Source organism: Rhizobium sp. K33 (genome assembly GCF_056501445.1).
The window spans coordinates 3,429,028-3,443,128 of sequence record NZ_CP096478.1; the positions used below are offsets into that span (position 1 = coordinate 3,429,028).

General features: G+C 61.8%; 12 protein-coding genes. 1 reads left to right on the plus strand and 11 read right to left on the minus strand.

Annotated elements, in window-relative coordinates:
- Positions 1-120: 120 nt before the first annotated feature.
- Complete coding sequence (locus M1E12_RS16620; RefSeq protein WP_479562614.1) at positions 121-1,995, plus strand: sensor histidine kinase; 1,875 nt, start codon at positions 121-123, stop codon at positions 1,993-1,995.
- Between the two features lie 138 nt (positions 1,996-2,133).
- Here M1E12_RS16620 and M1E12_RS16625 read toward each other — a convergent pair whose 3' ends face one another.
- The 11 genes from M1E12_RS16625 to M1E12_RS16675 form a co-directional block, all read right to left on the minus strand.
- Positions 2,134-2,298, minus strand: a complete 165-nt coding sequence (locus tag M1E12_RS16625) for a hypothetical protein (RefSeq protein WP_113460508.1) — start codon at positions 2,296-2,298, stop codon at positions 2,134-2,136.
- Positions 2,299-2,439: 141 nt separating this feature from the next.
- Complete coding sequence (locus M1E12_RS16630; RefSeq protein ID WP_136541983.1) at positions 2,440-3,957, minus strand: tripartite tricarboxylate transporter permease; 1,518 nt, start codon at positions 3,955-3,957, stop codon at positions 2,440-2,442.
- A 10-nt stretch (positions 3,958-3,967) separates the two neighbouring features.
- A complete protein-coding gene (locus M1E12_RS16635) occupies positions 3,968-4,462 on the minus strand; it encodes a tripartite tricarboxylate transporter TctB family protein (RefSeq protein WP_479562615.1) in 495 nt (164 codons plus the stop codon).
- Positions 4,459-5,403, minus strand: coding sequence for a Bug family tripartite tricarboxylate transporter substrate binding protein (locus M1E12_RS16640; protein ID WP_479562616.1), 945 nt, complete (start codon positions 5,401-5,403; stop codon positions 4,459-4,461). Before M1E12_RS16640 ends, M1E12_RS16635 begins: the two co-directional genes overlap by 4 nt.
- Positions 5,404-5,648: 245 nt before the next feature.
- Positions 5,649-7,724 carry a 3'-5' exonuclease gene (locus M1E12_RS16645; RefSeq protein ID WP_479562617.1) on the minus strand — a complete coding sequence of 692 codons (2,076 nt, stop codon included), beginning with the start codon at positions 7,722-7,724 and terminating at the stop codon, positions 5,649-5,651.
- Between the two features lie 7 nt (positions 7,725-7,731).
- On the minus strand, positions 7,732-8,253 hold the full coding sequence (locus M1E12_RS16650; protein WP_136541991.1) for a hypothetical protein: 522 nt from the start codon (positions 8,251-8,253) through the stop codon (positions 7,732-7,734).
- Positions 8,254-8,264: 11 nt separating this feature from the next.
- On the minus strand, positions 8,265-10,091 hold the full coding sequence (locus M1E12_RS16655) for a DUF294 nucleotidyltransferase-like domain-containing protein (protein ID WP_479562618.1): 1,827 nt from the start codon (positions 10,089-10,091) through the stop codon (positions 8,265-8,267).
- An 87-nt stretch (positions 10,092-10,178) separates the two neighbouring features.
- Positions 10,179-11,945, minus strand: coding sequence for a sodium:solute symporter family protein (locus M1E12_RS16660; RefSeq protein ID WP_479562619.1), 1,767 nt, complete (start codon positions 11,943-11,945; stop codon positions 10,179-10,181).
- A gap of 12 nt (positions 11,946-11,957) precedes the next feature.
- Positions 11,958-12,218 (minus strand): DUF4212 domain-containing protein, encoded by a 261-nt coding sequence (locus tag M1E12_RS16665; RefSeq protein WP_136541997.1) that lies wholly within the window; start codon positions 12,216-12,218, stop codon positions 11,958-11,960.
- Between the two features lie 291 nt (positions 12,219-12,509).
- Positions 12,510-12,857 carry a thiol-disulfide oxidoreductase DCC family protein gene (locus tag M1E12_RS16670; RefSeq protein WP_479562620.1) on the minus strand — a complete coding sequence of 116 codons (348 nt, stop codon included), beginning with the start codon at positions 12,855-12,857 and terminating at the stop codon, positions 12,510-12,512.
- Between the two features lie 127 nt (positions 12,858-12,984).
- Complete coding sequence (locus tag M1E12_RS16675) at positions 12,985-14,019, minus strand: helix-turn-helix domain-containing protein (RefSeq protein ID WP_162760114.1); 1,035 nt, start codon at positions 14,017-14,019, stop codon at positions 12,985-12,987.
- Positions 14,020-14,101 lie beyond the last annotated feature (82 nt).

Sequence of the window (14,101 nt, forward strand, 5' to 3'; positions counted from 1 at the left end):
GAATTCGGCCCTCTGAACCTCCTCCCCATATAAGGGATGACTAGAACAATAGACAGGGGCACCTGTTTAGCCTATCTGACATAACATGCCGAAATCGCGCAGTTCAGGGCAGCAGGATTGATGTCAACCGACGAGCACCAGAACGCCAGACCCGGCTTCCTCAGGAATGGCGGCTTCATGGCCGACCTCATCCTCGACCGAGACTGGTCGGATGGCCTCGGCCCCATTGACACGTGGCCGGCGGCACTTCGCTCGGCTCTCTCGATCTGCCTTAACTCCAGCTTCCCGACCGCCATCTACTGGGGCCCGGAACTGCGGCTGCTCTACAATGACACCTGGTCCCCCATTCCGGGCGAACGCCATCCCTGGGCATTGGGCAGACCCGCGGCGGAAGTCTGGTCGGATATCTGGGATGTCGTCGGGCCGCAATTCCGGCAAGTGATGGAGACCGGCGAAGGTGTAACCACTTACGACCAGTTGCTGGTCATGGATCGAAATGGCGTTCCGACCGAAGGCTACTGGAACTACAGCCTGTCGAGCATCCGAGACGAATTCGGCAACATCTGCGGTGTCTTCAATCAGGGCAACGAAACGACAGCTGCCGTGCTGGCGCGCCGACAGACACAGGAAGAGATCGACCGGCTGGGCCGGCTGTTTGCCGAGGCCCCCGCGGCGATCGCCATCACGGAAGGCCCCTCGCATGTCTTCAAGCTGGTGAATCCAGCCTACGAAGCGCTGGTGCGGCGCACGGGCTCCCTCGGCAAGCCCGTGGCAGAGGCTCTTCCCGAGGTGGTAGATCAGGGCTTCATCAGCCTCCTGGACAGTGTCTATGGGACCAACGAACCCTACAAGGGTACGGCGGTGCCGGTGGAATTCGTTCTGCCCGATGGCGAGCGCCAGTTGCGCCATGTGGACTTTGTCTTCCAGCCGATCACCGACAAGGCGGGGCAGAGTGCCGGCATCTTCATCCAGGCTTCAGACGTGACCGAAGCCGCGACCGCCATGGCTGCGCTGCGCGAGAGCGAGCAGCGGTTCGAAGCAATCGTGAACTCCATCGACCAGATGATCTGGTCGACGCGGCCTGACGGCTACCACGACTACTTCAATCAGCGTTGGTACGAATACACCGGCGTGCCTGAAGGCGAAACGGATGGCGCGGACTGGGAGACGGTATTCCATCCCGAGGACCGCGCCGAAGCCTGGGCGCGCTGGCAGGAGAGCCTGGCGACCGGAAAGCCGTATCATGTCGAATATCGGCTACGCCACCGGTCCGGCACCTATCGCTGGGTGATTGGGCGCGCCCAGTGCGTGCGCGACGACAATGGCGAGATCATTCGCTGGTACGGCACCTGCACCGACATCCACGACCTCAAGGTGGCGGAAGAAACGCGCCAGCTCCTGCTCCGCGAGCTCAATCACCGCGTCAAGAACCTCTTCGCCATCACGGCCGGCATGATCAACATGACGGCGCGTTCGTCCGAAACGGTCGGCGCCATGGCGCACTCTCTCCATGGGCGACTGCAGGCGCTGGCGAAAGCCCACCATCTTATCCAGCCGGCGATATCGGCAGGAATGCCTGGTACGGAGTATGTCGGCTTTCACGCCCTGCTGGAGGAAATCCTGTCACCCCATCTTGCCGATCGGCAGCGGCAGGTTTCGCTGGCAGGCCCAGAGCTTCAGCTCGGCCCGAATGCGTCGACGAGTTTTGCCCTGATCTTTCACGAGCTGGCCACCAATGCTGCAAAATACGGCCCGTTCCGCGATGCGGACGGTCGCCTCGACGTGAGCTGGCAGATGGATGGCGGGTCGCTGAATCTCGAATGGCGTGAAAAGGTCCCTCATTCCCAGATCACGGCGCCGAAGCAGGAAGGCTTCGGAAGCAAGCTCGCCCGCACCAGTGCCACCCATCAGCTCGGCGGCAACATCGATTTCGAGTGGCAGCCGGGTGGCGTCAACATCGCTCTCAAGGCGGCAACGGATCGCCTGAGCAAGTGAGCCGCTCACTGCGCTCGTTCGCACCTCTGATGCAGAAACAGAAAGAGCGCCCAAAGAGAGCGCTCGTGGTATCGGTGTGATCGGGTATCAATCCGTTGATCAGACAAGCGACGACATGGGTCGCCACGCCTTCGGCGATCAGTAGCGCGGGAAATCGGCCGGGTTGATCCCGAGCGTCTTCAGGTGGTGATCCTTCGGACGACGATGTCCTTCGACAGCGGCCGCTGCGGAGCTTGCTGCGCCGAGAACGGCGAAGGCGCGACCGAGGAAACCCTGCTGGATGGACTTGCGGAGGCTAGACATTTCTTTGCTCGCTTTCTTTGTTTGCAAGCAGAAAGTGGTCCCGTTACCGCTAAATTACAATAGTTGCAAAGTCACGCCAGCCATGCAGACGACGCAAGCCCGGTTAACCAGACCCTGCGTCGTTGCACGTGTTTCGAAGCATCAGTCCTCGCTGCCGGCAACTTGAGCCAGAACCTGACCTCTGCCCCGCGCCCGAAGAAACATCGGAACGAAGAGCGCAATAGCCGCGAGCGCCAGCAGGACGGCGGCAATCGGCGAGGTGAAGAGCACCGTGGCATCGCCCTGGCTGATCGAAAGCGCACGCCGCAGCTGTTGCTCCGCCATGGGGCCGAGGATCAGACCGACGATAACGGGTGCGATCGGGTAGCCGAAGACGCGCATGACGTAACCCAGCACGCCGAAGGTCAGGAGCAGACCCAGTTCGAAGACGGACGGGTTAGCCCCGATCGTCCCGAGCGTCGCGAAGACCAGAATACCGGCGTAGAGCCAGGGCTTCGGGATCGTCAGCAGGCGCACCCAGAGCCCAATGAGCGGCAGGTTGAGCACCAGCAGCATGAAGTTGGCAATCAACAGCGATGCGATCAGACCCCAGACAAGCTGGGGGTTGGTTGCGAACAGCAACGGTCCCGGCTGCAAGCCGAACTGCTGGAAGCCCGCCAGCATGATCGCCGCCGTCGCCGTCGTCGGCAGGCCGAGAGTTAGAAGCGGAACGAGAGTGCCCGCCGCGGACGCATTGTTTGCGGCTTCCGGTCCCGCGACCCCTTCGATGGCGCCCTTGCCGAACTCCTCCGGATGCTTGGTGAAATGCTTTTCCGCCGAATAGGAAAGGAAGCTCGAGACATCGGCACCACCGGCAGGCATCGCACCGATCGGAAAGCCGATTGCAGTACCCCGCAGCCAAGGCTTCCAGGAGCGCTTCCAATCGGTCTTGTTCATCCAGAGCGAGCCCTTCACGGCCTCGACCTTCTCAGGCGCCCTCGCCCCTTGAGCGGCGACATAAAGCGTTTCACCGATGGCGAACATGGCGACCGCGAGTGTGGTGACTTCCAGTCCATCCAGAAGATCCGGAACGCCGAAGCTGAGGCGCGTCTGGCCGGTCAACTGATCGATGCCGACAATCGAGAAGGCAAGCCCGATAAAGAGGGCGGTGAGGCCGCGAAGCGTGGAATCGCCAAAAGCGGCCGAGACCGTCACGAAGGCAAGCACCATCAGTGCGAAATATTCGCGCGGCCCGAATGACAGCGCGAACTGGACGACGTAAGGAGCGATGAAGGCGAGCGAGATCGTGGCCAGAAGTCCGGCAACGAAGGAGCCGATCGCGGCCGTCGCCAGAGCCGGACCGCCGCGCCCTGCCCGGGCCATCTTGTTGCCCTCCAGCGCCGTAACGATCGACGCGCTTTCGCCCGGCGTGTTCAACAGGATCGACGTGGTCGAGCCACCATACATGCCGCCATAATAGATGCCGGCGAACATGATCAGCGACCCCGCCGGATCGAGTTGATAGGTGACGGGCAGCAGCAGCGCGACCGTCAGCGCCGGGCCGATGCCAGGCAGAACGCCAACGAGCGTTCCGAGCGTGACGCCGATCAGGGCATAGAAAAGGTTGATCGGCTGAGCGGCGATCGCCAGCCCCTGGAGAAGGAAATCAAACGTATTCACGGGGTTCCCCTCAGAAGAACAGCCGTTCGAGTGGACCCGCCGGCAAGGACAATTGCAGGAAGCGCGCGAAGATGATCCACACGACGAAAGAGAGTGCGATACCGGCAGGCAACGAGATCCAGAACTTCTTCTTTCCGAAGCCGGCTGCGGTCAGGGCGAACAGGACGCCAGTCGCCAATGAAAAGCCCGCCGTCTTCAGAAGCAGCATCTGCGCCGCCAATCCTCCAACGATGAACAGAACCGGCGGAAGTTCCTGATATTCCCGCTCAGGGAAATCGCGCCGCATGGCGGCGAACACGGTCCAGACGCCCAGCACGAGCAGACCGATGGCAATGCCCTTTGGTACGGTTGCGGGTCCGAGCCCGGAATAGACATTGCCGCCCTGAAGGCGCGCAACATCGTAGAAGATCAGAGCTGCGATCGCGAACAGCACAATGGCGATGGCCAGCGCCGCCCAATCCGGGCGGCGCCTGCCATGCATGGAAGCACGGTCTTCCGAGCTCATTTTACCAGCCCGATGTCTTTCAGGATCGCCTCGGTCGCAGCTTGATCCTTGGCGAGCTGCTCGTCAAACGCAGCACCGGCGAGATAGGTATCCTGCCAGTTCTTCGTCTTCAGCGTTTCCTGCCAGGCGGCAGACTTCGCCAGCTTTTCGACATCTGCCGCAACAGCGGCCTTCTGCTCGTCGGTCAGGCCGGGTGCTGCAGCAACCATGCGCCAGTTCTGAAGCACCACGTCGAGGCCGCTTTCCTTCAGCGTCGGTGCATCGGCACCTTCGATGCGTTCAGCGCTCGAGACGGCAAGCAGACGCAGGGTGCCGGCGGCAACCTGGGCCTGGAATTCGCCATAGCTCGAAATACCGACGGTGACCTGACCGCCAAGGATGGCAGCCAGTGCTTCGCCACCACCGGAATAAGCGATGTAGTTGATCTTGGTCGGGTCGACACCAGCAGCCTTGGCAATCAGGCCGGCACCGATATGGTCGACACCGCCGGCCGAGCCGCCGGCCCAGGAAACCGAACCCGGATCGGCCTTCAGCTTCTCGACGAGCTGACCGATATTCTGGATATCGGAATTGGCCGGAACGACGACAGCCTCGTATTCGCCGGTGAGGCGCGCGATCGGCGTGACATCGGCAAGCGTCACGGGCGACTGGTTGGTCAGGATGGCGCCGACCATGACGTAGCCACCGACGATCAGAGCATTCGGATTGCCCTTCTGCTGGCTGGCAAACTGGGCGAGACCGATCGTGCCGCCAGCGCCGGGAACGTTCACGACCTGAACATTGCCGGAAATGCCTTCAGACTGCATCACCTGCTGCAGCGAACGGGCGGTCTGGTCCCAGCCGCCGCCGGGCGCTGCGGGAGCCATGATCGTGTAGTCTGCAGCCACGGCCGGAAGAGCCAGAGCGCCTGCGAGAAAAGAAGCCAGGAAAAAGTGTTTCAAGATAGTCCTCCACCATCTATGCGGCTCTTGCCGCTTTCAACTTATCTGTGGGGAGAAGACAGGACTCACGTCTTGCAGCTCGAACCGCATCAGGCCAAGGCCTGCTCCTCCCATGTCCCATCAATCCCGCCTCCACGGGACGATGTGAGCATACGCCTTATCAGCTGAACCTGTCACCCACCTGTCACCGGCAACACAGACTCATTTGCGAGATGTGAAGCAGGCACCAGCCCTGCGAGACCGGATCAGGACGCATGCGCCTGGGGATCGTTCAGGTCACGGACCAGCCGCTGGTGGCTGCGCACACTGGCAAGCACATCGCCGAACTTGACGAGCCCCTGCCCGGCAAGCATGTCCTTGAGCTTGATGAAGACATCCGCCGTGGCGATGGCATCACCCAGGGCGGTGTGGCGATCGTCTTCTTCGATGTGAACGCCGAGCCGGCTTGCAAGAGCATCGAGCGTATGGGTCTCGGCGCGACCAAAGGCCGTCGCCGAGACGAGCACGGTATCGAGGATGGGATGCAGGAATCGCAGCCCAACCTCTTTCTCCCGCCGATAGAGAAATTCCATGTCGAAGGGCGCATTATGCGCCACCAGAACCGCTCCTTCGGCGAAGCGATGAAATTGCCGTACAGCCTCCTGGACACTCACCGCATCTGCAACCATCGCATCACTGACACCATGGATCGCCGTGGCTGAGGCCGGAATCGGACGGTCGGGATTGACGAGCAGGTTGAAGACTTCGCTCTTGACCCGCTTGCCATTGACGATGCGAACGGCAGCGATCTGCACGATCTCGTCGCCCTGCTCGGGCAAAAGCCCGGTAGTCTCCGTGTCGAACACGACGAAGGTCAGCGCATCGAGCTTTGCATCGGAGAGTTTCTCGTAATGCATGCGCGACAGGAGATCGAAGTCGTAGACGACATGGCGCGACAAGTCGGTGCCGACGGGGCGCAGTCGCTCGATCGGCCGCAGCCGCGTCTTGACGCAGGGGCGATCGCCCAAGACACCGACGGAGAGCGAATTGCCATGGGCTTTCAGGATGGTCTCGCAGGTCACCCCGCCCTCATAAACGGGGTCACCGAGCCAGGCCTGCAGCTCTTCCTGTGGGATCGAGCCTCCCGACCATGAAAGAGAGACTTCGGCGGCATCCCCTGCCTCCGAGATCGCGAGTTGAAAAGCCGTAGCGGATGTTGCGCCATTCACGCGGGACACGACATGCGCCAGCAGGCTGACGATGTCGAACGCATTGCAGCGAACGGCAACCTCCGCCGCCTCGATCTCCAGCGACAACCCCGATCCCTGCAGTTCCCGGCGTAGCTGGCTTCCAAGCTCCCGCGCATCCGTTGGCGCCATGGGCCAACCGTCGGACCGACAGTGTTCGAACCGGTCTTCCAGGGCATCGAGCGTCGCGTCAAGCGTTTCGATCTGCCGCCGAATGGCATCCCCCTCGCTTTGCCGCGCCCCATTCCCGACCATCAACTGTCGCAGCTGCGAAACAGCCGGCCGGACCTGCAGGAAGACGTCCCCCAGCAGCACATCGCGCCGTCCATAGGCCGCCACTTCGGTCGTCACGTCGCGAAGCGTCATCACATAGGCGCCACCATCGCCACCATTGTCACCCGCAAGTCGCATGCGGCCGGCCAGCCGGCGTCGCCCGCAGGGGCTGAGACAGATGAACTCCACCACGGCGTCGCGGTCTGCACTCTCAAGAAGCCTATGATGCGCGTCGCGGATCGGGCCTTCGCTCAGATAGTCGAATATGTTTCGGTCCAGGCAGACAGGGCGCTGCGAACCCGCGAGGAACTGTTTCGCCACGCCGTTGTAGAAGACAAGATGATGCCGCCCGGTGCAGAGCAAGACGGCAGGCGGGACATCGGCCAGCAATTGCTCGAGCTTGTTCTTGTCGGAAGAAAGCCGTGCCGTTTCGCGCTGAACGGATTCCGCCAGCGCCCCGCGCGTCTGGGCAAGCGTGGCGGCCGTCGCCGAGGCGGCTGCCGCAAGATCTCCGAGATAACGCGCTTCCTCGGTCGCAAAGTCCTGCTCGACATCGGCGTGAGCCCGAGCGCGCATTGCGGAAGCCACCTTGTCGATGGGCCGCGCCACATGGGTGTCGAACAGAAACCAGATCCAGCTCACCAGCGCCAGGATCAGAAAACCTGCGGCGACCGCCCCTTGAACGAAAGCGTTCAACATGTCGGGGCTGCCTTCACGGTGGTAACCGAACCACAAGCCGACCGCCAGCGCCGCGACCGCGCCCGCAGCCAACGCCACGAAGAACAGAAGTATGCGGCCGCGCAGCCCGATCTTGATCAGCATGTCCTCCTCATCCCGTCGTACAGGCAATCTTCAAGGCGGGATCTGACCCATCGACCTTGACCCAGTCAGCGCCGACAAGACTGCCATCCTCGGCTATGCTGACAGAACCATCGACCAGATCCGCCCGCTGCGTATTGGGGCAATCATAGACCACCTTGACCCGCGTGATCGGCTGCCAGCGCCCGACCAGGAGCACATCGACCATCACCAATCCTGCCTGGTTGGGATGGCGTTTGGCGGTTTTCAGATCGACGGCGGTGAAGCGGGTCGTGACCGGTTCGACATAGGACCACGGACGCCAGAAAGCCGTCTGCTCGTTTTTCCAGGAGACCTCGGTGCCCGGCAGGGCAACATTCATCCGGTCGAACCAGCTGTACTCGCTCCAGACCGAATAGCCCAGCATGCCGAGGCCCGCCGTGACAGGCACGATCCACTTCGGCAGCAAGCCGCGGCTCAACCAGCGCAGCAGCATCGCAATACCGGCGAGAGCAACACCGGCAACGACTGCAGCGATCAACTCAAACAGCATTCTTCATTCCTTTAGACGGGCGCCCGACCGCCATTGGCGAGCGCCGATTGCATGGTGCGGACGACCACGAACGCGTCGCGCAGATGCGACCGTTCGAAGTCTCCGAAGTCATAGGGTGCGAGGAAGTTATCCGGCTTTCGCCCGTCCCGCACCTGCCGTACCTGGTTTCGCAGACGCATGTCGGCAATGAGATCGTAAGCGGCGAGCAGGTCCCGCGCACCGGCTCCGGAGATGATCCCGCTTTCCTCAGCCGCGAGAAGCCGGGCGCGCGTATTGACTGGCGCCAGACGCCCCATCAGAGCATAGACCCGGCCGAGATCGACCACTGGAACGACGCCATTGTGCTTCATGTCGATTTGGTTGCGGTGTTCGCCGCTGCGGATCGTGGCAAAGCCGCGAAGCAGACCAAGCGGCGGCGCATGTTTCAGCGAATTGCTGATCATATGCGCGGTGAAGATCGAGTTTCGGCTCGCGTCCTCGAGCGTTTCCGCCTGGAGATCGCGAAACAGCGAGGACGCGCCGCAGATCGGCCTCAGGTCGAACATCACGCTCGCCAGCATCTGTGCCGTCGGGTCCGGCTTGTAGATCCAGTCCCGGAAATAGCTGCGCCAGACGGAGACCGGCTGACACCAGCGTGGATTGGTCGCCATCATGTCGCCGGGGCAGTAGAAGTAACCGCAGATGTCGAGCCCGCGGCTGACCTTCGCCGCGAGCTGCTGGAACCAGGGCATCTCTTCGGGCTCGACGCTGTCTTCGATGAAGATGCAATTGTCCTGATCGCTGACGCCGGTCTGTTCCTGCCGTCCCTGGCTGCCGCAGGCAAGCCAGACATAGGGCACCGGGGGCGGCCCGAGCTCCCGCTCGGCAAGCATGATCAGCCGCCGGGTGACGCTGTCGGCGATGTCGGTGATCAGGCGCGTGACGACCTCATGCGCATTGTTGCTGCCGACGAGCTGCACGAGCAGCTGTGGGATCCGCGCCGTGATCGCGTGCATGTCTTCCGCCCGCTCGGCCGACGCGATGTCGCGGATCAACTGGGCCGAGCTGATGGCGTGGAAGCGGATGAGATCCGTCTGGGTGATCATGCCCACCAGACGGTCGCCCTCAACGACGGGCAAGTGCCCGACGCGACGCTCCAGCATCAGATGCAGGATATCGGAACCGAGCGCCTCACCTGGCAGGCCGGCCGGATCGGGTGTCATCACCTGGGAGACAGGCGTCGTGTCCGGATTGAGCCCCTCGGCCAGCACACGACCGGTCAGGTCACGCGCCGTGAGGATGCCGAGGAACCGGCCATCGTCGACGACACCAAGGCTGGAAACATGCCGTTCACGCATCAGGGTGGCCGCTGAACGCACGGTGTCGGAAGGTGCGCAGACGATCGGTGGCCGCGACATGAGTTCGCTGACCTTCTGGATCGCCATGTCGCTACGCCGCGTATCGGCAAAGCGTCCGCGCGTGAAGAAGCGGGAAAAGACCGGCTGCTCTTGCATCAACCGCTGAAACTCGCCTTTCGGCAGGATGAGCAGGACACTGTCGGAGCGGGCAATGGCGGTGGTTGCGGCCAGTCCATCGGACAAAAGACCGCGCTCGCCAAAGGAATTGCGGGGCGCAAGCTCGGAGACCACCGTGTTGGCGGCATCCAGGATTTCGACGGCACCCTCCATGATGAGATAGATGCCCGGCAGGACATTGCCGCGGTGGTAGATTTCAGAACCTGTTGAGAAGGAAACCTGCTCGAACCGAGCAGAAAGCCGCTCGATCTCGTCTCTCGGCAGACTGTCATAGGGATGAACGGTCTGGAGGAACATCAGCACGTCGGACTGTGCCTGGCTCATCCGTTTGCCCTCATGCGGCACGCTTGTGCCTTGGCTGTTTGAGGGACAGGAGGGGCGAATTCATCGCCCCTCCCGATTGGTTTGGGATCAGTGACCGGTCGCTGCACCAGCGCCACGCGGGACGCGGATGGACTCGACGAGGTCCTGAACATGCTTCGGCGGAGCCTGGGTCATCGACGACACGACATAGGCCGTGGCGAAGTTGAGCAGCGCGCCGATCGGGCCGAATGCCGTCGGCGGGATGCCGAACAGGTAGTTGGCCGGAACGTTTTCGAGCATGTTGGTGCCTGCGATGAAGAACCAGCCCAGATAGGTGAACAGGTAGACGCAGGTGACCACGAGACCGACGATCATGCCGAGCGTCGCACCGACCGAGTTGATGCGCTTGGAGAAGATGCCCATCATCAGAGCCGGGAAGATCGTTGCTGCGGCCAGACCAAAGGCGAGAGCAACGGTCTGGGCGGCAAAGCCTGGCGGGTTGAGACCCAGCAGCGTTGCGACCAGAATTGCACCGGCCATCGCGATACGGGCTGCCAGGAGCTCGGACTTTTCGGAAATGTCCGGCTTCAGGAAGTCCTTGATCAGGTCGTGGCTGATGGCAGACGAGATCGCAAGCAGAAGGCCGGCAGCGGTCGACAGAGCAGCAGCGAGACCGCCGGCTGCGATGAGGCCGATGACCCAGCCCGGAAGCTGTGCGATTTCCGGATTGGCGAGTACGAGGATGTCGTTGTTGATCGTCAGCTCGTTGCCCGTCCAGCCACGCTGGGTCGCGGTTTCGGTGAAGCCCGCAGCAGCGTCGTTGTAATACTGGATGCGGCCATCGCCGTTCTTGTCTTCGAACTTCAGCAGGCCCGTGACTTCCCAGTTGCGCATCCAGTCCGGACGCTCATCATAAAGCACGGCTTCCTGCTGCGTACCGCCCGGATAGATCGTGTCGATGATGTTCAGGCGTGCCATGGCGCCAACAGCCGGAGCCGTCAGGTAGAGCAGCGCGATGAAGACCAGTGCCCAGCCAGCCGACCAGCGAGCATCTGCGACCTTCGGAACGGTGAAGAAGCGGATGATGACGTGCGGCAGACCGGCCGTACCGATCATCAGCGACAGGGTGAACAGGGTCATATTGAGCATGGAGCCCTGTGCGGTATAGGCGTTGAAGCCGAGGTCCGTCACGACCTGGTCCAGCTTCTGCAAGAGCGGAAGCGCGGATTCGGTATGCGTGCCGAAAAGGCCGAACCACGGGATCGGGTTGCCGGTCAGCTGCAGCGAGATGAAGATCGCCGGGATGGTATAGGCGATGATCAGAACGATGTACTGCGCGACCTGCGTGTAGGTGATGCCCTTCATGCCGCCGAGAACGGCGTAGACGAAGACAACGGCAGACGCGATCCAGAGACCCGTCGAGACGTCAACTTCGAGGAAGCGCGAGAAGGCGACGCCGGCGCCGGTCATCTGCCCGATAACGTAGGTGACCGAGATGATGATCAGGCAGACGACAGCAGTCAGGCGTGCGCCCTGGCTGTAGAAGCGGTCCCCGATGAACTGCGGAACCGTGTACTTGCCGAACTTGCGCAGATAGGGCGCGAGCAGGAGCGCGAGCAGCACGTAGCCGCCGGTCCAGCCCATGAGGTAGGTGGAGTTACCATAGCCGACGGTGGCGATCAGGCCGGCCATCGAGATGAAGGAGGCTGCAGACATCCAGTCGGCAGCGGTTGCCATGCCGTTCATGACCGGATTGACGCCGCGGTTCGCAGCGTAGAACTCGGCCGTCGAGCCGGCGCGAGCCCAGATGGCGATACCGATGTAGAGCGCGAAGGACGCCCCCACGATAATCAGATTGAGTGTATACTGATCCATTGTTGGTCCGCCTTACTGCTCATCGACGCCGAATTCGCGGTCGATCTTGTTCATATACATCGAGTAGCCGAAGATCAGCACGATGAAGACGACGATCGAGCCTTGCTGGGCGAACCAGAAGCCGAGATCGGTTCCACCGACGGCGATGCCGGAAAGAGCCGGGCGGAGCAGGATGCCGAACCCGTAGGATACGACGGCCCAGATCGCCAGGCAGATGTAGATGATGCGAACGTTTGCTGACCAGTAAGCGTTGGACGAAGAATTATCCGTCACGAGTACTCCTCCCTTTCCTCGACGAGGCGTCCCCCGGGACGCCCCTTCCTCCAAGTCCATCTCGCCAATCCATGTCCCAAGGCGAAATAGACAATTGTCTAGGAGTAACGAATCCGCTGGAGAACGTACATTCTCCGTTAGTCGCAGGGCGGACTGCTTGAGAGTTCTGGTTGCAGCGCAACAAAACGCGGCTGGCATCTAAGGTTGCTGGGCACCCGAAGGAGCACGCCCGGTGCTCCGAACTTCAAAGACGCAATCAGATCCTGGGTCTTCTCAAGGAGATGACGTTCTCTAACGGAACAGCCGCTGCAGACGGGGACGAATGCGCAGAAAGTTGCGATAGGCCGCTTCGAATACCGGTGTGGCCGGCCCCCACCCGGCCAACAGGCCAAGCGGCCGCAAGACGGGGATTGCCCGCCACATGGCGGCGAAAGCCTCGGCGCCCGAGAAGAGCCTGCCCTCTTCCTCGGCATGAAACCTGGACAAGAGCTCGGCGCGATAGAGGGGACAGACGCCCTGGGGATCAAGGACGTCGATGAACTGGATCGCGCCGCGGCGATCAAGACGCCGCATCAGGGCGATCTCGCGAATGCAGAGCGGGCAACTGCTGTCATACCAGACAGTGACGCGGGAGGGCATCAACGCATCTCCACTGTAAGAAGATTATGTAGAAGATGTGGAGCACCCAAAGCCATCCGGCAATGCGTCCGGCCGTCGCGGCCGAAAGTGCGTACTGAGCCCGGTAAATAGTCGGGGCTAGAACCTCTTAGGCGATCGTCAAGGCCGGAGCTTCCGTCGGCTTGCGTCCCCGCCCCTCAAAGGCATCCAATCGAGGCTCATCCGTCGTGACATCATTAAGCACCATGTCCCGATAGGCCGATGGCGAGCACCCAAAACGGGTCATGAAGAGCTGGCGCATGTTCGCCTGGCTCCCGAGGCCGCTCAAACGTGCGATATCCTTGATCTTGCGCTCGCCGGACTTCAGCATCTCGCAGGCATAGCCGAGACGAACGGAGAGCACGAACTCTCCCACCGTGTGTCCCGTCTTCTGCTTGAACGCCCGCGAAAGCGTCTTCTCACCCATGGCGACCATATCCGCCAATCGCCCGACACTGAGATCCCCGGACGGATTGGCCATCACCCATTCCTGCACCCGCTCGACCGGACTTCCGGAATCAAAACTCGGCGCCCGCGATGTCCGCTGGCCGTAACGCGTCTCTGCATCGGCAAGCCGCATGCCGAAGCGATAGGCCACCTCGGCAGCCGTTGCCCGGCCGAGATCTTCCTCGATCAAGGACAAGGCCAACGACAAGCCCGGCGAATGTCCACGCGCCGTCCAGATCTTTCCGCTCTTGTGGAGATCGGAATGTGGCTCGACGATCGTCTGTGAGCAGAGCGTGGCCAGCCGGCCCTGCACTTCGCCATCGGCAACGACCGTATGGCCACGGGTAATGCCGGCGGCAGCCGCGAACAGAACCCCGTTCCCGAACGCGGCAACGCGTCGGACCGAGGGAGTGCGCTTGCCGAGGAATTCAATCAGCCGAAGGTCGTGGTCCTTAAGGGATACGGCCGCTCCATCGGGAATGAGAAGCGTATCAACCTCAGGTGGTGCGCTTGCAATATTGTAGACCGCACTGAAACGGATCCAAGGCTCTTCCGATTGGAGCGCATCATAGCCCGCCGCACACGACGTGAGCGCATAGGCGCGCTCTCCGGAGACCTCGCAGGCATAGCGCAAGGCTTCGACAACGGCCGCCAGATCTAACATTCCGCAATTGCTGCGCAGCACAATCATGATCATGCGCATATTCGAAACGAGCCCCCTCGACACCACGACACTCAGTAAACGCGTGTTAATCTTTGAATATAGATCAGCCTAAAAA